Origin of the sequence: Thalassobaculum sp. (assembly GCF_040219615.1) — a bacterium.
GTDB lineage: Bacteria > Pseudomonadota > Alphaproteobacteria > Thalassobaculales > Thalassobaculaceae > Thalassobaculum_A.
On the sequence record NZ_JAVJSE010000029.1, the window covers coordinates 103,752 to 123,637 of the forward strand.

The following is a 19,886-nucleotide window of genomic DNA, read 5'->3' on the forward strand; positions in this document are numbered from 1 at the left end:
CTACGCTTCCGCCTCCCGCACATGGGTCTTCCAGCCGTCCGGCCGGTCGGCCACCTCAAACGACCAGCGCCGCTCGTCGTCGTCGCCGTCGAGGGGCACGAAGCCGAGCCGGTCGTACAGGCCGGCCACCAGGGCGTTCTTCGGCGACTTCACGTAGCGCCCGACGATGGTCGCACAGCCGCGCCGCCGTGCCCGCGCCAGGGTCTCGTTCGCGATGAACTCCTCGACCGTGCGGCCCAGCACCCGGCAGCTCATCGCCCAGCAGTCGACATGCAGCGCATCGCCGTCCCGGCGCAGAACCAGCACCGCGATCAGCCCGTTGTCGCCGAACCTGTCGGCGAGATGAACCCGGACGACGTCGGTATCCTCGCGCGCAGCCAGCCGCTCGACCTCGCGCTCGGTCAGCCGGGTGCCGGTCAGGTGGAACTGGTTGGACTTGTTGATCAGCTGGGCGATGCGCGGCAGGTGGAACTCGTCGACGCCGCCGACCGTCGCGGTCATGCCGAGGCTGACCAGGTAGCCGTCCATGTCGACCGCGCTGCGCGACAGCTCGACCCGCCTGGCGTTGTCGGCGTAGTAGCGGGCGCGCTGCCCGTCCTCGGCCGAGAACGCCACCGCCTCGAAGCAGCCGGCCCGGGCCAGGGCCTCGACGTAGTGCGCCGGGTCCTCCGGCATCTCGACGACCTCGACCATCGGCAGGGCACGGCGCACAAGGTCACGCTCGGCCGGGTTGTCGTCGACGAGCACCAGGGACTCCAGGCCGATCGACAGGGTCTCGGCGACGTCCTGGATATTGTCGGCCTTGTTGGTCCAGTTCGCTCGGAACACCGCGATGTCGTCGAGCCGCAGCACCATGTCCGGGTGACTCTCGAACGGCGCCCTCGCCGCCGCCTCCTCGTTCTTGCTGACGACCGCCAGGATCACCCCGCGTTCCTTCAGCGCCTTGACGTGGCGCTGGAACGCCACGAAGGCCTCGCCGTCGGCGCCGCTGCCGAGCGCGATGCCCGCGACTCCGTCGTCGCCGACCACGCCGCCCCACAGCGTGTTGTCCAGGTCCAGCACCAGGCATTTCCTCGCCAGCCCCATGGCGCCGGCCAGCAGGCGCGAGGCAGCCGCCGCCACGCTGCCGGTCGCGTCCGGCGCGAAGGCGTGCTTGGAGTGGTGCCAGTAGCGCGGGTCGGTCCAGCGCGCCCGGCCCCACAGGCTCGACACGTGGTCCAGGTCGAACACCGCCACCCCGGCCGGTGCGGCGGCGGCCAGCCGGGCGTTGTACAGCCGGAGCGCGGTGCGCGAGCCCCAGGCGGTCGCCCCGGCCAGGTTGCCGAACGGGTCGTCGGCCGGGATGTCGGCGTTGTTCTGCAGCACCAGGGCGTCCAGCCGCCCGGCCAGCACCCGCCACAACGCCGTGCGCTCGGCGACCGCCGCATCGACCGCCGCCTCGACTGCGGCCGCCGTCGCCCCCGGCCCGGCCGCGACCGCGACGTCGCGGTGGGTCGAGAACAGCCACACCACCTGCGGCCGGAACGCGTACAGCTCGCTGCCCGGGTCCAGCACGGTCTGCGCGACCGTGTCGTAGGGCGCGACATGGATCTCTGCGGCGAAGCCCGACGCCGCCAGCCAGAACCGCAGCACCTCGGCAAGATGATCGACCGTGCTGCCGGCCAGGATCGCCAGCTTCAGCGGCCGCAGACCGAGGCCGGCCGCGTCGACCTTGGCAAAGGCGCGCGCGACCCGCGCCTGGTCGGTGAAGTCGTCCCCCGGCCGCACCGCGGCCCGCAGCGCGGCGAAGGCGCCGGCATGGTCGCCGGCCGCCAGCGCCGCCCTGGCGTGCGCCACCGCCTGCCTCGATCCCCCGCCGCCGTCCGCCGCGCCGTGCATCACCCGCCCCCGAGATTGGCCAGCTCGGCGTCGAACAGGGCCTCCAGCTCGGCGTCCGACATCGCGGTGATCTCGGCGTCGTAGCTCGGCTCCGGCGGCAGTGGCGCAGCAGCCGTTGGGACCGGCGAGATATCCAGCAGCTCGGCCGCGAAATGCTCGGCCAGGGCCGCGACGCTCGGGTAGTTGAACAGCAGGGTCGCCGGCTGGGTGGCGCCGAGCGCCGCCGAAAGCCGGTTGCGCAGCTCCAGCGCCAGCATGGAGTCGAGGCCGAGCTCGTTCAGGGCCTGGGACGGGTCGATCCGGCCCGGCTCGGCGACCCCCAGCACCGCCGCCGCCTCGGCCAGCAGCAGCTCGGCCAGCAGCGCGCCGCGTGCCTCCGGCGCGACCGCCGCCAGCCGGGCCGGGATGTCGGTCGCGGATGTCGCTGCGGTCGCCGCGGAACCGCGGGCAGGACGCGGCGCCCGGCGCACCGCCGTGGGCCGGAACCGCTGCAGATAGGCCGGCACCGCGTCGCCGTGGCCGGCCAGGAACGCCGGCCAGTCCAGGTCGACGAAGCCGACCTGCCCGCGGTCGCCGGCCATCGCGCGGGCCAGCCCGTCCAGGCCGTCCTCCGGCCGGATCGGCCGCACCCCGCTGCCGGCCATCGCCTCGGCATAGGCGCCCTCGACCACCGCCCCTGCCTCGCCCCAGCCCCCCCAGTTGACGCTCAGCCCCGGCAGCCCCGCCGCCCGCCGGGCGCGCGCCAGGGCGTCGAGGAAGGCGTTGGCGGCGGCGTGGTTGGCCTGGCCGAGGTTGCCGATCAGCGACGCCGAGGTGGAGAACAGCACGAAATGCTCGAGGTCGCGGCCACGGGTCAGGCGGTCGAGGATGCGGGCGCCGTCGACCTTGGCGGGCAGCACGCCGGCGAACGCCTCCCAGGACTGCGCCACGATGGCGCCGTCGGCGACACTGCCGGCCAAGTGGAACACCCCCTTCAGCGGCCGTCCGTCGGCGTCTATTTCGGCCAGCAGCGCGGTCATCGCCGCCTCGTCGGCAACGTCGGCCACCCGCGGCTGCACCGCCGGGCCGAGGGCGGCCAGCCGCTCCGCCAGGGCCGGATCGGGCTCGCGCCGGCCGGCCAGCACCACCGCCCCGGCGCCGTGCCGGACCAGCCAGCCCGCCAGCAGCGGGCCGAGCCCGCCGAACCCGCCGGTGACCAGATAGGTTCCACCGTCGTCGAAGGCCGGCTCGGCCGGCGGCAGCGGGTGCGGCGCCAGCCGGGCCGCCAGTCGCTCGCCGCCGCGCCACGCCACTTCGGCCTCGCCGTCCGCCGCCGACAGTTCGCGCAGCAGGCAGGCGACCGGGTCGTCGTCGCCGGGATCGAGGTCGACGCGCCGGCAGCCGAGTTCCGGCAGCTCGAGCGCTGCCACCCGCCCGAAGCCGGTCAGGCTCGCACCCTCGACTCCGTCCAGGGCGGCCTCCCCGGTCTGCGCGCCGCGGGTCACCAGCAACAGCCCCTCGCGCCCGGCCCCGGCCATGGCGCGGGCCAGGTCAAAGGCGTCGCGTAGCGGCTGCTGGTCCGGCGCGTCGACGCCGCCTGTATGGACCACCGTCGCCGGAGCATCGGCCAGTGCGGCCAAGGCTTCCGCGGCAGCCAGCGCCCGGGCCGCCTGCCCGCGCGCGACCAGCGCCGCCGCCAGGCCCTCGGCCAGGTCGCGGGCCGGGCCGTCGCGGCCATCATGCGCCGCCAGGACCGGCGTCGGGTCGAGCGCGCGGGCCAGGATCACCGTCTGCCGGCCCTCGGCGTCGGCCCCGACCGTCTCGACCGCCGCGAAGCCTTCCCCGGCCAGCAGCGCCCGCCAGCGCTCGGCCGGCAGCAGCGCATGGTCCGGGCGCAGGTCGGTGTCGGTGAACCGCCACCAGCCCTCGGTCAGGCCGAACACGATGTCCCACCAGCGCTGCGGCGCGGTGCTCTCGACCAGCAGCAGCAGGCCGCCCGGCGCCAACGCTTGCCGGAGGTGGCGCAGCGACTGCCTGAGATCGGCGGTGGCATGCACCACGTTGGCGGCGACCACCACATCGGCGGCACCGGGCGCGAAGCCCTGGCCGGCCGGCTCGCGCTCCAGGTCCAGCAGCTCGAAGCGGATGCCGGCGCGGTCGCCGAAGCGCTTCTCGGCCGCCGCCAGGAAGCCCGGCGAGACGTCCGTGAAGCGGTACTCGCAGCCGTCCAGCCCAGGCAGCAGCGCCGCCGTGGTCGCCCCGGTGCCGGCGCCGACCTCCAGCACCCGCGGGCGATGCTGCGGGCCGCGCCGGGCGGCGGCGGTCTCGAGCGCCCTGGCGGCGATGGCGTTGGCGGTCTCGGCCAGGCCGCCGCCGCCGTAGATCGAGGACGATCCGTCGGCGAACAGCAGTTGCAGCGGGTCGGCCTCGCCGCGCAGCACGCCGGTCAGCCCGGCGCCGCAGCGCTCGACCAGGTCGACCTCGAGCTGGTTGTCCGGATAGGTGGCGCGCAGCCGCGATGCCAGGGTGAAGCTGTCCTCGCCGTCCGCCGCCGCGGCCAGGACGAACAGCCGGCGGAAGAGTCGGGCGTGCCGCGGCTGCACGCCGACCGCCGCCGGATCGCCGTCACCCGTCGCGCCCAGGGCCGTCAGCGCGTCGCGGGCATAGGCGGCGGCCAGCCGCTCCAGGTCGTCGGCCAGCCCGGTCGCCGGCAGGGCCGCGATCCGCGCCGCCGCCTCCTCCGCCGCCGGGGCCGCCAGCGCCGCCGGATCGGCCCAGTCCGGATCGGGCAGGTTCGCCGGCACCCATTCGACGGCCAGCAGCGAGTCGGTCACCGGGTCGCGGGGCGTCGGGGCCGCCACCCGCTTGATCTGCAGGCCGTCGACCGCGGCCAGCACCGCCCCGTCGGCGTCGGTCAGCACGAAATTCCCGACCGCGACCTCGCGGCTCGGCCCGCTGTCGGCGATCCGGGCATGGCAGAAGAACCGCTCGCCCGGGCGGCGCCAGACCCGCACCCGGTCGACCGACAGCGGCAGGAAGCCGCCGGCCGTGCCCTCGCCGGTGAAGGTCGCGCCCAGCAGCTGGAAGCAGGAATCGAGCAGCGCCGGATGGATCGGCAGCTGCCCGGCGCTCTCCGCCAGGGCCGACGGACGCAGGATCTCGGCCAGCGCCTCGCCGTCGCCGCGCCAGATCGCATGCAGCCCGCGGAAGCTCGGGCCCAGGTCGATGCCACGGTCCCCCAGCATGGCGAACAGTGCATCGGGGCCGTCCCCGTCGGCGGCCAGCCGGGCCCGCATGGCGTCCAGGTCGAGGGGATCGGGCGCCGTGCCCACCTCGGTCTCGAGGCGGCCGCTCGCATGCAGCGTCCACTCGCCGTCCCCGCCCAGGCCATTGACGGTGTAGGCCCCGTCCAGCTCCAGCACGCACTGCATGGACACGCCGTCGTCCGGGACGGTCAGCGGCTCGGCGAACACCAGGTCGGCGACTGCCGGTGCCGCCTGCCCCCGCGCCTCGGCCATGGCGAGGCCGAGCACGGCATGCATGGCGCCGGGCGCCACCACCTCGCCGAACACCACGTGATCCGCCAGGAACGGCATGGTCCCGGCATCCAGCCGGGCCTCGTACAGGGTGGCGGCCACCGGCGAGGCGATCCGCCCGCCCAGCAGCGGGTGCTCCATGGACCGGCGCGGGACCGACGGTCCCGAGGACCGGGGCTCCGGCCAGTGGCGGTCGCGCCGGAACGGGTACAGCGGCGCCGGCGCGCGGCACCAGCCGTCGCCGTGATAGGCCTGCCACTCGACCGGCGCGCCGAGCGCGTACAGCCGGGCCAAGGCCTCGGCCACCATGCGGCGGTCGTCGGCGCCGCGCCTCAGGCTGGGCAGGTACGTTGCCTGACCGTCCACCGACCGCCCGAGGGTCGACAGCACCGGGTGCGGCCCGACCTCGACCAGCACCCGGCAGCCGCGGTCGAGCACCGCGCGCAGCCCGTCGGCGAAACGCACCGCGCCGCGGGCCTGCCGGCGCCAGTAGCCGGCCTCGAACCGGGTGACGAAGCCGCCGGTCAGGTTGGATGCCAGCGGCAGCCGCATCGGCGTCCAGGCGACCGCGTCGGCCGCCCGCTCGATACCGTCCAGGCAGGGGTCCAGCACCGGCGAGTGGAAGGCGGTCGCCACCTCCAGCCGCTGCGCCGTCAGCCCGGCCCGCTCCAGCCGTTCGAGTGCCTGGGCCATCGCCGCGGTATCGCCGGCGATCACCGTGCTGGCCGGGCCGTTCAGTGCGGCGATCACCGCCCCGGTGCCGTCGATCGCCCGCTTCACCTCGGCCTCGGGCGCCAGCACCGCCGCCATGCCGCCGAAGCCGGCGCGCTCCTGCATCAGCCGGCCGCGCTCGGCGATGAAGGCGATGCCGTCCTCGACCGACACCGCGCCGGCCACGCAGGCCGCCGCCACCTCGCCGACGCTGTGGCCGAGCACCGCCGTCGGCTCGACGCCCCAGCTTCGCCACAGCGCGGCGGTCGCCACCTCGACCGCGAACAGCAGCGGCTGCACCAGTGCGGTGCTGTCGAGCGCGGCGCCGCCGTCCCGCAGCCACGCCGACAGCGGCCGGCCGAGCCGGTCTCCCAGGGCCTCGTCGCAGCGCTCGATCACGTCGCGGAACGCCGGCTCGCCCAGCAGTCCGCGGGCCATGCCGGGATACTGGCAGCCCTGGCCGGTGAACAGGAACGCCACCGCCGGCGCCTCTGACGCCCGTTCCGGCACCGCGGCGGCCAGGGCCTGGCGTGCCTCGCCCGGATCCGCCGCCGCGACCGCCAGCCGGTGCGGGTGATGGCCGCGGCCGGCCGACAGGGTCGCGGCCAGGCCCGGCAGGTCGACGGCAGGGTCGGCCAGCGCGGCGTCGACTGCCGCGCGCGACGCCTCCAGCGCCTCCGGGTCGCGCGCCGACAGCGCCAGCACCTGCACCGGCCGCACGGCGGCGGGACGGGCCTCCACGGGCGGCGGTTCGGCGACGATCACATGGCCGTTGGTGCCGGAGAACCCGAACGAGCTGACCCCGGCGACCCGACGGCCTTCCCAGGCCACGGTCGCGGTCGGCACCCGGAACGGGAAGCCGTCGGCGGCGATGTGCGGGTTGAGCGCCCGGAAGTTCAGATGCGCCGGGATCCGGCCGCGCTCGGCCGCCAGCGCCGCCTTGATCAGCCCGGCCATGCCGGCCGCCGATTCCAGGTGGCCGATGTTGGTCTTCACCGAGCCGACGAAGCGGTCGCCGTCATCTCCGAACACGGTCGCGAGGGCCCGCGCCTCGATCGGGTCACCGAGCGGCGTGCCGGTGCCGTGCATCTCGACATACGAGACCGCGTCGGGCGCGATCCCGGCATTGCCCAGGGCCGCCCGGATCACCGCCGCCTGGGCCGGGCCGTTCGGCGCCGTCAGGCCGTTGGAGCGGCCGTCCTGGTTGACGGCGCTGCCCAGCACCAGGGCGTGGATGCGGTCACCGTCGGCCAGCGCGTCGGACAGCCGCTTCAGCACCACGACGCCGCAGCCCTCGCCCCGGACATAGCCGTCGGCAGCGGCGTCCAGGGTCTTGCAGCGGCCGTCGGCGGCCATCATCCGGGCCTTGCTGAAGCCGATGGTCAACTCCGGGCTCAGGATCAGGTTGACGCCGGCGGCGAGGCCGAGCCCGATCTCGCCGCTGCGGAGCGCCTGCACCGCCAGGTGCACCGACACCAGCGACGACGAGCAGGCGGTATCCACCGTCATCGCCGGGCCCTGCAGGCCGAGGGTGTAGGACAGCCGCCCGGCGGCGACCGCGGCGGAGTTGCCGAGGCTGGCATGAGCGTCGATCCAGTCGACCCCGTCCTCGCGGTCGGCCAGCACCTGGGCGTAGTCGGTGGTGCTGAGGCCGACATACACCCCGGTCTGGCTGCCGGCCAGGCCATCGGGCGGGATCGCCGCGTCCTCCAGCGCGTGCCAGGCAGTCTCCAGCAGCAGCCGCTGCTGCGGGTCGATGCCGACCGCCTCGCGCGGCGAGATCCCGAAGAAGCCGGCGTCGAAGCGGTCGACCCCGTCGACGAAGCCGCCCCAGCGGCTGTTCATCTTGCCGGGCGCGTCCGGGTCCGGATCGTACAGGGCGTCGACGTCCCAGCGCTCGCGCGGGACCTCGGAAATGGCGTCGCGGCCCTCGTCCAGCAGCCGCCAGTAGCTCTCCAGGTCCGGCGCGCCGGGGAACCGGCAGGCCATGCCGACGATGGCGATCGGCTCGCGCGCCCGGCCCTCGACCGCCTCCAGCCGCTGGCGCATGCCGGACACCGCCGCCAGCGCGCGGCGCAGCTGGGTCGCGGTGTCGATCGGGGCACTGTCGACCGGGGGATCGGTCCGCGTCTGTGCCTCAGAATCCGGCACGATCCACCTCCAGCATCAGGGCCCGGGCGAGTTCCTCCTCGGACATCGTATCGGTGTTTCCTATCTCTGGCCCGTCGCCCGGCGCGACTGTCGCTTCGGCACCGGCCGCCGGCAGCGATCCGGCCATGCGCTCCAGCATGAACCCGGCGAGCGCCTGCACGGTCGGATAGTCGAAGATCAGGCTGGCCGGCAGCCGCTCGCCCGACAGGGCCGCCAATGTGTTGCGCAGCTCGACCGCCATCAGGGAATCCAGGCCGTATTCGTTCAGCGCCCGCCGCGTGTCGATGCCGGTTGCCGGCAGCGACAGAATGGCGGCGACCTGGTCGCGGATCGCCGCGCGCAGCACCGCCGCGCGCTCGGCCTCCGGCACTCCGGCCAGCCGGTCGCGCAGGGTCGCCGCCGGCGCCTCCGCCCTCGCGGCCGGGCGCGACAGCGGCGCGGGCAGCACCACCGCCTGGGCCGCGTCGCCGGCCAGCAGGGCTTCCAGCGCCGCCAGCGCCTGCACCGGGTCGAGCGCCGTGCCGGTGCGGCCGGCCGCCATGCCGGCCCCGCGCCACGCCCCCCAGTCGACCGCCAGCGCCGGCAAGCCCTCGGCCCGGCGGCGATACGCCAGGGCGTCCAGGCCGGCGTTGGCGGCCGCGTAGTTGGCCTGCCCGGACGAGCCCAGCACCCCGGCGGCTGACGAGAACAGCACGAAGTGGTCGAGCTTCCGGCCGCGGGTCGCCCGGTCGAGCGCCAGCGCGCCGCCGAGCTTGCCCGCCATGACCGCACGGAACCGGTCCTCGGACATCTGGTCGAGCACGCCATCGTCGAGCGCGCCGGCGGCGTGGAACACCCCGGCGAGGGGACGGTCGATGCCGGCGAGCAGCGCGTCGACCTGCGCCGGGTCCGCCATGTCGGCGGCGGCGAACCGGACCGCGCCCCTGCGGCGCAACGCCCCCAGCACCTCGGGCTCCGGCGCCCGGCGGGCCGCCAGCACGACCTCGCCCGCGCCCCGCGCCAGCAGCCAGCCCGCGACCGCCAGGCCGACGCCGCCGGTGCCGCCGGTCACCAGGTAGGCGGCGTCGCCGCGCAGGAAGCGGCGGGTCAGGGCGATCCGGCCGATATGCCGGGCCTGCTGCATGAAGCGGTAGGCGCCCTCGGCATCGGCCATCGGGAAGGTCGTGACCGGCAACGGCGCGAGCGTTCCGTCCGCGAACTCCGCCATCAGGTTTCGCCAGAAGGCGCCGACGGCTTCCGGATCGCGGTCGATCTCGGCGTCGAGCGCGATCCGGCGGTAGTCGACGTCGGGACGCGCGGCCTCGGCCTGTACGTCGGTCCAGACCCCGGCCTTGCCGGCCTCCAGGAACCGGCCGCCGGGCCTGAGCACCTGGAAGCCGCCGGCGATCAGCTCGCCGCTCAAGGAGTTCAGGACGATGTCGACGCCCTCGCCGGCGGTGTGCGCCATGACGTCGGCGACGAAGGCCGGCGAGCGCGAATCCGCGACGCAGGCGATACCGAGGTCGCGCAGATACAGCCGCTTCTCGTCCGACCCCGCGGTGGCCAGCACCTCGGCGCCGGCGGCGTGCGCGACCTGGATGGCGGCGAGGCCGAGGCCGCCGGTGCCGGCATGCACGAGCACCCGCTGCCCCGGCCCGACCTTGCCGTCGCGCCGCAGCGCCCAGGCGGCGGTCAGGAACACCGTCGGCACCGTCGCCGCCTGCTCGTCGCTCCAGCCCGCCGGGACCGGCAGCACCAGCGGCGCCTTGGCGGCCACATGGCTGGCGTGGCAGCCGGGCGCCACCGCCATCACCCGCTGGCCGACCGCGAACCCGTCGACGCCGTCGCCGAGCGCCTCGACCACGCCGGCACACTCGCCGCCCAGCCGGCCGCCTTCGCCGGGGTAGCTGCCGAGCGCGTTCATGACGTCGCGGAAGTTCAGCCCGGCCGACGTGACCGCGATCCGCAGCTCGCCCGGCCCCGGTTCCGGCAGGGTGCAAGGCCGCCGCGCCAGGTCCGCCAGCCGCCCGCTGTCCGGCCGCTCCAGGGCGAACACCCCGCCGGGGCCGGCTGCCGGCCGCGGCTCGACGGTGCGAACCAGCACCCGGCCGCCGCGCACCGCCAGCACCGGACCGTCATGCGCCAGGGCCATGACGATGCCGTCCGGATCGCCGTCGACCAGCAGCGGGTCCAGCCCGGGATGCTCGCGGGCGACGGTCGCCACCAGCCCGGCCAGCGCGCCGGACGTGATCGACGTAAGGTCGGTGTCGTCCGGGAATGCCGCAGCACCCCTCGCCACGACCACCAGCCGCGGCGGCGCGTCACGATGCGCAAGCTCGACCGCCAGTTCCGCCAGCGCCGCGCAGGCGGCGGCGACATCCAGACCCGCCGGCGCCGACCACAGCACCGCCTCGGCCGCGTCGACGCTCTCGGCCAGGGCGATCCCGGCCGCCCGGATCGCCGCCGCCAGGTCCGGTGCCGGACCGCCCGCCAGCAGGACACGTCCGGGCAGCGCCCGGGACGGCACCGCCTCCCGCCACACTAGGTCGTGGACCGTGGCCGGCCGCGACGCCGCGCCGCGGGCCGGGACTAGCCGCAGGGCCTCGACCCGGGCCACGGTCGCGCCGTCGGGCGCCAGCAGCGTCACGTCACCGATCAGCTCGCCCCCGGCACCGGCGCGCAGCCGGCTCCAGGCCCACAGCTCGCGGCCCGCCGGCGCCCCGGTCCAGGCCATGCGGTCGAGCCGGCCCGGCAGGTGGTCCTCACCGGCGACCTCGACGCCGCGCGCCGCCGCGCCGAGGCTCTGGAACGCGCCGTCCAGCAGGCTCGGATGCAGGCGGAAGCCGGTGGCGTCGAGGCCGTCCGGCAGCACCAGCCGGGCCAGCGCCTCGCCGTCGCCCTGCCATAGCCCGGCGATCGGCCGGAAGGCCGGGCCATAGGCCAGGCCGCGGGCCGGGAACGCCTCGTAGAACGCCGCAACGTCGACCGGGCCGGGGCAGCGCCCGCGCAGTACATCCAGGTCGACGGCTTCGCCCGCCGGCGTATCGGCCAGCGTCGCATCGGCTACCGGTCGCCAGTCGTCGCCGTCCAGCGGCGTCGCCTCGATCGCGATCCGGCCGCCGTCCCGTTCGGTCACCACCAGCTGTGGGGTGTCGAGCGCCAGGATCCCGCCGAACCGGACGTCCGCGATCGCCACCGGCCCGTCGCCGGCCGCCGACGCCAACATCTCCAGCATCGCCGCCGCCGGCAGGGTCGCGGCACCGCGCACCACGTGATCGGCCAGCCAGGGCAGCGCCTCGACCGACAGCTCGGCCTCGTACTGCCGGCGCCGGGCCGGTCCCCGCCGCGGCGCGCCCAGCAGCGGGTGGCCGCCCCGGGCCGGTCGCGCGGTCGGGTGCGCAGTCGGGGGCGCGGCGTCGACCCAGTGGCGCCGGCGCTCGAACGGATAGCCGGGCAGCCCGACGATCCGGCCGCCGCGCCCGGCGGCGACCGCCTTGCCGTCGATGTCGACACCAGCTGCGAACAGCCGCCCGAGGGCGTCCAGGACCGCGGTCGGATCGTCGGCGTCGCGCCGCAGGGTCGGTATCCAGGCGGCGTCCGGGGCCAGCCGGCGGCCGAGCCCGGTCAGCACCGGCTGGGGGCCGAGTTCCAGGAACACCGTGCAGCCGAATTCCGCCATCCGCGCAACACCATCGGCGAACCGCACGGGCCGGCGCGCATGCGCCCGCCAGTAGCCGCCGTCGAACGCCTCGACCGGCGCGCCGGTCAGGTTGGACAGCACCGGGATGCGCGGTGGCGCCCACCGGCACGCGCCGGCTGCCCGCTCGAGGTCGTCCAGGACCGGGTCCATCAGCGCCGAGTGGAAGGCGTGGCTGACGCTCAGCCGCCGGCAGGCGACCCCGTCGGCCTCCAGCCGGGCCAGCACGCGCCCGACCGCCGCGCCGTCGCCCGCGATCACCGTGGCCGCCGGCCCGTTCAGCGCCGCGATCGACACCGGCTCGCCGCGGATCGCCGCCGTCACCCGCTCCACGTCGGACTGCACCGCCGCCATCGCGCCGCCATCCGGCAGCGCGTCCATCAGCCGCCCGCGCACGGCGATCAGCCGGGCGGCGTCCTCCAGCGTCACCGCCCCGGCGACGCAGGCCGCTGCGTATTCGCCGACGCTGTGGCCGAGCAGCGCGGCCGGCTCGACGCCCCACGAGCGGTAGAGCGCGGCCAGCCCGACGCCGACCGCGAACAGCGCCGGCTGGGCATGGTCGGTACGGTCGACGCGGTCCCCGGACAGGATGTCCAGCAACGGTCGATCGAGTTCGCCCCGCATCGCCTCGGCGATCCGGTCGACGGTGTCGCGGAACACCGGCTCGGCGGCATGCAGCGCCGTCGCCATGCCGGCGTACTGCGCGCCCTGGCCGGTGAACACGAAACCGACCCGCGGCGGAGCCCCCACCGCATCAGACGGAGCCGCTTCGCGCAGCGCGGCGGCCATGGCGGCGGCGTCGCGGCCGGCGACGGCGACCCGATGGGCCAGCTGGGCGCGGCCGGTCAGCGTGGCGCGTGCCAGGTCGGCGATACCTGTTCTTTCGAGCGCGTCGGCATAGGTCCCGGCCACCGCCCGCGCCGCGGCCGGGGTGGCACCGGACGCCAGCACCAGTTGCGCCCGGTCTGGCGCCGCCCCGGTCTCCGTCGTTGCGGGCGCCTGCTCCAGCACGACATGGGCGTTGGTGCCGGAGAACCCGAAGGAACTGACCGCGGCGATCCGGGTGCCGTCGCGTTCCGGCCACGGTGTCGGCGCCTGCGGCAGCAGCACCGGGAAACCGTCCAGGTCGATATGCGGGTTCAGGCGCTCGAAATGCCGGTTCGGCGGGATCTCGCCGTGGCGCAGCGCCTGCACCGCCTTGATCAGCCCGGCGATGCCGGCTGCCGCCTCCAGGTGCCCCAGGTTCGACTTCACGGCCCCGACCGCCAGCTTCTCGCTGTCCGGTCGGCCGGCCGCGAACACCGATTTAAGGGCGTGGATCTCGATCGGGTCGCCGAGCGCGGTGCCGGTGCCGTGCGCCTCGACATAGCCGACCGCCGCCGGCGCGACCCCGGCGCGCTCCAGGGCGCCGCGGATCACCGCCTCCTGGGCGGCGCCGTTCGGGGCGGTCAGGCTGGACGAGCGGCCGTCCTGGTTGACGAAGCTGCCGCGGACCACCGCCAGCACCCGGTCGCCGTCGGCCAGCGCGTCGGACAGCCGCTTCAGCACCACCACGCCGCAGCCCTCGCCGCGCACGAAACCGTCGGCGCGGGCGTCGAAGGCTTTGCAGCGACCGTCCGGGGCCATCATCTGCAGCTCGGACAGCGCCACCGTCGAGGACGGTGCCAGGATCAGGTTCACGCCGCCGGCCAGCGCCATCCGACAGTCGCCGTCGGCCAGGCTGCGGCAGGCCAGGTGCAGAGCGACCAGCGACGACGAGCAGGCGGTGTCGACCACCATCGCCGGGCCCGACAGGCCGAGGACGTAGGACAGCCGCCCGGCGACGATGCTGGGGGCGCCGCCGGTGCCGGACCAGGCGTCGATCCGCCCGCCGCCCGAGGCGATCTGGGCGTAGTCGTAGTTGCACAGCCCCATGAACACGCCGGTGGCGCTGCCCGCCAGCCGGTCCGGCGCCTGCCCTGCGTCCTCCAGCGCGTGCCAGGCGGTCTCCAGCAGGATGCGCTGCTGCGGGTCCATCGACGCCGCCTCGCGCGGGGCGATCCGGAAGAACGCTGCGTCGAACCGGTCGACCCCGTCCAGGAAGGCGCCCCATCTGGTGGTCATGCGGTTGCGCAGCCCGGCGTCGACCCAGCGGTCCGGCGGGAACTCGCCGACCGCGTCGAAGCCCTCGCGCAGCAGCCGCCAGAACGCCTCCGGGTCGTCGGCCCCGCCGGGGAACCGGCAGGCCATGCCGACGATGGCGACGGCGTCGCCCTCGGCCTGCGGGCGGGCGGCGGCCGGCCTGGCTTCGCCGGTGTCGCCGAGGAACGTCGCCAGCGCCGCCGGTGTCGGGTGGTCGAACAGCAGGGTCGACGGCAGCGGCCGGCCAAGCCGGGCCTGCAGGCGGTTGCGCAGCTCGACCGCCATCAGCGAGTCGAGGCCGAGCTCGAACAGGTTGCGGCGCGGGTCGATCGCCGCCGGCCCGTCGGCCGCCAGCACCGCCGACGCATCGGCCCGGACGGCGTCGAGCAGGTCGAGCGAGGCCGCCGCCGGGCGATCCGGCTTCGGCACCGCCTCTCGCGACGGCGCCCCGCCGACCGGCCCGACCGCCGGAACCAGATCGGCCAGTACCCGCGGCACCGCGCCGCCGAGCGCCGCCGCGAAGGCCGGCCAGCGCACCGGCAGCACGCCGACGCAGGGCGGCCCGCCACCGACCGCCCAGTCGAGGACCCGCACGCCCTGGTCCGGCGGGATCGGGTCCATGCCGGAGGCCCGCATGCGGTCGTGCAGGGCGTCGGAGGTCGCCGAGCCGATTTCGCTCCAGGCTCCCCAGGCCAGGCTGACGGCCGGCTTGCCCTCGGCCCTGCGGCGGGCGGCGAGGGCGTCGAGATAGGCGTTGGCGGCGACGTGGTTGGCCTGGCCGCTGCTGCCGACCAGCCCGACCGCCGAGGAGTACAGGACGAACAGGTCGAGGTCGCCGGCCCGCCGGTCGAGCAGCCAGGCGCCGACCACCTTGGCCGCCAGCACCCGGCGCATGCGCGGCCAGTCGAGCGCCGCGAGCGGGCCGTCGTCCAGGGTACCGGCCGCGTGCACGATGCCGGCCAGCCGTCCCGGCACTGCCGCCAGCGCGGCGCGGACGTCCGCTTCCGCCGCCACGTCGCCGAGAACCCGCGTGACGGTCACGCCGCGCGCCTCCAGCCGGGCGATGCCCTGCTCCGCCTCGTTCGAGGGTGCCGACCGGCCCATCAGCACGACCCGCCGGGCGCCGCGGTCGACCAGCCATTCGGCGGTGCGCAGGCCGAGCCCGCCGAACCCGCCGGTGACCAGATAGGCGGCCGCCGGGTCGAGCGCCGGCTGCGACGGCCGATCCGCCACCACACTCTCCAGCCGCGCCACCGTGCGGCCCCCGTCGGCCAGCCGGACCTGGTCCTCACCGTCGCCGGCCGCCAGCTCGCGGGCCAGGGCCAGGGCCGCCGCCTCCGATGCCAGGGCCGGGTCCAGGTCGATCAGGCGCAGCCCCAGCCCGGGCAGCTCGGCGGCGATGCCGCGTCCGAGCCCCCACAGGGTCGCCTGCAGCGGGCTGTCCCCGGTCGCCCCCGAGGTGACCAGGGTCATCGGGATGCCGCGTTCGGCGAGGTCGAGCGCCAGCCGGCGCGCCGGATCGAGCAGTCCGCGCTGGCCATCCAGAAGGGCCTCGGCACCGGCCGGATCCGGATCGAGGCCGAACGCGCCGGTGTAGACGCAGCCCTCCCAGGCGCCATCCGGCAGCGCGGCGCCCGGCGGCACCCGGACCGCCCCGGGGAGGCTCGCCAGCGCGCTGGTGACCGGGTCGTCGCCGCCGGCCACCAGCCACGCGCCGGGCCGGCGCCGGGCCACCAGCACCGCCTGCCGGTCGAGCACGCCGGGGGCGTCCGCATCGACCGCCACCGCCTCGAACCCGGACTCTTCAAGCACCTCCAGCCAGCCGGCGCGCGGCGGCAGCGGATAGTCCGGGCGCCGGTCGCGGTCGGCGAACCGCCACCAGCCCTCGGTCAGGCCGAACACCAGGTCGATCCATCCCTGCGGCCCGGCGCCTTCCAGCAGCACCAGCGCACCGCCGGGAACCAGCATGCTGCGCAACCGCGCCAGGGTGGCCGCGAGGTCGGCGGTGGCGTGCACCACGTTGGCGGCGACCACGACGTGGTAGCGCCCGTCCTGGAAGCCCTGCGCCGCCGGATCGGTATCCAGGTCGAGCGGCCGGGTCGCGACCCAGGGCCGGTCGGCATAGCGCCGCTTCGCCTGCGCCAGCAGGGCGGGTGCCACGTCGGTGAAGGCGTACTCCGCCATGCGGTCGCCCGGCAGCCGCGCCAGCAGGCCGTCGGTGGTGCCGCCGGTGCCGGCGCCGGCCTCCAGGATGCGGAGCGGCCCAGCCGCCGGCAGAGCCGCCAGCACGGCGTCCTCGACCAGCCGGTTCAGCAGCGCCGAGACCGGGGAGTCGCGGTAGACGTTTCCGGATTCCTCCGGCGGGAAGATCAGCGCCAGCGGGTCCTGGGCCCCGGTCAGCACCTCGGGCAGAGCCGACCCGCAGCGCCGCAGCAGGCCGATCTCGGTGGCGCTGCCCGGGTAGCGGCCGGCGAGGTCGTCCAGCAGGGCGTCCGGATCGCTGCCGCGCCCGGCCGCGGCCAGCAGCGGCAGGCGGGCGTAGAGCTGCCGGTGCCGGTCGGCGACGTCGGCCGCCGGAACCGCCGCCAGCGCCGCCGCCGCGTAGGCACCCGCCGCCGCGTCCAGCCCGGCGCCCAGGTCGGCCAGGTCGCCGATCCCAACCGTGCCCTTCGAGGCCACCGCGTCGGCGATTTCCGCCGCCGTCTTCGGCGGCTCCACGTCCCGCCACGCCCGCGCCAGCAGCCAGCGCTGCCACGGCTCCTCGACCCCACCGGACGCCAGCCGCAGGCCCTCGACCGCGGCGACGGTCCGGCCGTCGGCGTCGAGCGCCACGAGGTCGGCCTCGGGCACCACCCCCCCGCGCAAGCGGGCGTGCACGGTGATGTCGCCGGTCGACGCCGGGTCGATGGTCACGCGCCCGGCGCCGGCCGGGATCCGCATGATGCCGTCGCCCCGGCCGACGGTGACGACCGCCAGCGCCTGCAGCATGGCGTCGAGCACCGTCGGGTGGACCCGATGCCCGGCGGGGTCGACCCCGGCGATCGTGACGGTCGCGATGTCCGGTGCACGCCGTGCCTCGACGATCCGCCGGAAGCCGGGGCCGAGGTCGATGCCACCCTCCTCCAGCCATGCATAGAGGGTCGCCGGGTCGACCGGCTCGACCGCCTCGCCGGGCGCCCAGTCGGCCGTCACTTCCGCCGACAGCCGGGCCGTCAGGTGCCGGACCCAAGAACCGTCGCCGTCCCGGCTGTCGATCGCGACCGTGCCGCCGTCGAGGGTCACCGTCGCCTCGCGCGGCCCGTCGAGCGGCAGCGGGGCATCGAAGCCGACATCGGCCAGGGTCGTCGGACATCCCGCCCGTTCGGCCGCCGTCACCGCCAGTTCCAGCAGGGTCGCGGCCGGCGCGATGGCGGTGCCGCCGACCCGATGCTCGGCGAGATAGGCGGCACCCGGGGCCGGCAGCCGGAAGCGGAACACCGTCCTCCGGTCGGGCAGGGCGATCGGCTCGCGCAGTAGCGGGTGGCCGCCGGGAGCCATGGCCGCCGACCCGCGCGAACGCCAGAACGACCGGCGTCGGAACGGATGTCCTGGCAGGTCGACAAGCCGCCGGCCGCGCCCCTTGTGCACCGCCCGCCAGTCGACCGGCGCACCGCGTTCCCACAGCCGCGCCAGCGCCGCCATCAGCGGCCGGGTCGACGGGTCGTCTCGGCGGGCGGTGGCGAGCCACTCGCCACCCTCCACCGCGGCGCGCCCGAGGCCGAGCAGGACGGGCTGCGGGCCGATCTCGACGAAGGTGTCGCAGCCGAGCGCGCGCAGCCGCCGCATGCCGGCGGCGAACACCACCGGCTCGCGGCTGTGCCGGACCCAGTAGCCGGCGTCGAAACCTGGAACCTCGCGACCGTCGAGATTGCCGACCAGCGGTATCGCCGGCGCCCGCCAGGCGACGGCATCCGCAGCGGCCCGCAGCTCGTCCAGCACCGGGTCGATCAGGGCGGAGTGGAAGGCGTGGCTGACCGCCAGCGGCCGGCAGGTCACGCCAGCGGCCTCCAGTTCGGCGACCGCCGCGTCCAGCACCGCCGCCGGGCCCGAGAGCGTCACCGCCGCCGGGCCGTTGTCGGCCGCCAGCGACAACGCCGGATGCTTCGCCAGCACCTGCGCGACCCGGTCGGCGCCAGCGATGACCGCCGCCATCGCCCCGCCGCCCGGCAGCGCCTGCATCATCCGGCCGCGCGCCGCGACCAGTCGCAGCGCCGGCTCCGGCTCCACCGCGCCGGCCACGATGGCGGCGGCGTATTCGCCGAGGCTATGGCCCAGCACGGCATCGGGAACGATCCCCCAGTCGGCGAGCAGCGCCGCCATCGCCACCTCGAAGGCGGCCAGCGCCGGCTGCGCGTATCCGGTGCGGTCGAGTTCGGCGCCGCCGTCAAACATCAGGGCGGTCAGCGGTCGCCCGAGGATCGGGTCGAGCACGCCGGCGCAGCGGTCCAGTGCGGCTCGGAACGCCGGCTCGGCCTCGTACAGCGCCCGGCCCATGCCGGAGACCTGGGCGCCCTGGCCGGAGAACAGGAAAGCGATGCGCGGCGACCCGGCCTCGCGGCCCTCGGCGCCGGACAGCGCCCGTGCCGCCTCCCCGCCGTCGGCCGCCGCGACGGCCAGCCGGTACTCGAAGCCGCTGCGGCCGGTAGCGGCGCTGAAGCAGGCGTCGCCGAAGCGGGCCAGCGCCGGCGAGCCGGCCACCTGCGACGCCAGCTCGGCCAGCGCCTCGGGCGAACGCGCCGACAGCGCCAGCACCTCGACCGGCCGGTCGACCGCGGCGGCAGGCTCGGAGTCCGACGCCGCCTCGATCACCAGATGGGCATTGGTGCCGGAGAACCCGAAGGAACTGACCCCCGCCACCATTGCGCCGTCGGCCAGCGCGGTCGCGGTCGCCGGCACCGCGAGCGGGCAATCCCCGGGCTGAATATGCGGGTTCAGGGTCTTCAGGTGCAGCACCGGCGGCACCCGGCGACGGCGCACCACCCCGACCGCCTTGATCAGCCCGGCGATCCCGGCCGCCGCCTCCAGGTGGCCGAGGTTGCTCTTCACCGACCCGACCACCAGCGGCGCGATGCGCCCTTCGCCCATGACCGCCGCCAGGGCGTTCATCTCGATCGGGTCGCCGAGCGCGGTACCGGTGCCGTGCGCCTCGATATAGCCGACCTCGGCGGGCCGGCGGCCGGCGTTGGCGAGGGCGTCGCGCACCACCCGCTCCTGGGCCAGGCCGTTCGGCGCGGTCAGGCCGGAGGAGCGGCCGTCCTGGTTGACGGCGCTGCCTCTGATCACCGCCAGCACCCGGTCGCCGTCGGCCCGGGCGTCGGCCAGCCGCTTCAGCACCACGATGCCGCAGCCCTCGCCGCGCACGAAGCCGTCGGCGGCGGCGTCGAACGGCTTGCAGCGGCCGTCGGGGGCCATCATGTGCAGCCGAGACAGCGTCACGGTGCCGTCCGGCAGCAGCACCAGGTTCACGCCGCCGGCCAGCGCCAGCCGGCATTCGCCGAGCCGCAGGCTCTGCACCGCCAGGTGGGTGGCGACCAGCGAGGAGGAGCAGGCGGTGTCGACCACCAGGCTCGGCCCCTGCAGGCCGAGGGTGTAGGACAGCCGACCCGCAGCCACCCCGCAGGCGCCGCCGGTGCCGGAATAGGTGTCGAGCGCGCCGAGCGACCCCGAGGCGTCGCCGAGCCGGGCGTAGTCGCTGGTGCAGATGCCGAGGAACACGCCGGTCCGGCTGCCGGCCAGCGCCAGCGGCGGCACCCCGCCATGCTCCAGCGCCCGCCAGGCGGTCTCCAGCACCAGCC

General features: G+C 76.1%; 3 protein-coding genes (1 of these 3 only partly in view). All 3 read right to left on the reverse strand.

The window, feature by feature from the left end; all coding sequences use genetic code 11:
* Tightly spaced (each overlapping or abutting the next), the 3 genes in view from RIC31_RS15540 to RIC31_RS15550 form a layout consistent with a single transcriptional unit that may run on beyond the window.
* The gene (locus tag RIC31_RS15540; RefSeq protein ID WP_350109414.1) at positions 1–1,878 is read right to left on the reverse strand and encodes an HAD-IIIC family phosphatase; all 1,878 of its coding nucleotides are present in this window, start codon (positions 1,876–1,878) and stop codon (positions 1–3) included.
* Entirely contained in the window at positions 1,878–8,255 is a 6,378-nt protein-coding gene (locus tag RIC31_RS15545; protein WP_350109417.1) for a type I polyketide synthase, read from the reverse strand. The genes RIC31_RS15540 and RIC31_RS15545 overlap by 1 nt, the downstream gene beginning before the upstream one ends.
* Positions 8,242–19,886 carry the 3' portion of an SDR family NAD(P)-dependent oxidoreductase gene (locus RIC31_RS15550; protein ID WP_350109420.1) on the reverse strand. 364 nt of this gene lie beyond the right edge of the window, so 11,645 of the gene's 12,009 nt are visible here — the last part of the coding sequence; its start codon lies beyond the right edge, outside the window; the stop codon is at positions 8,242–8,244. The genes RIC31_RS15545 and RIC31_RS15550 overlap by 14 nt, the downstream gene beginning before the upstream one ends.

Coding starts and splice junctions, on each gene's coding strand:
- RIC31_RS15540 (WP_350109414.1), bottom strand. CDS start 1,878: ATGCACGGCGCGGCGGACGGCGGCGGGGGATCGAGGCAGGCGGTGGCG.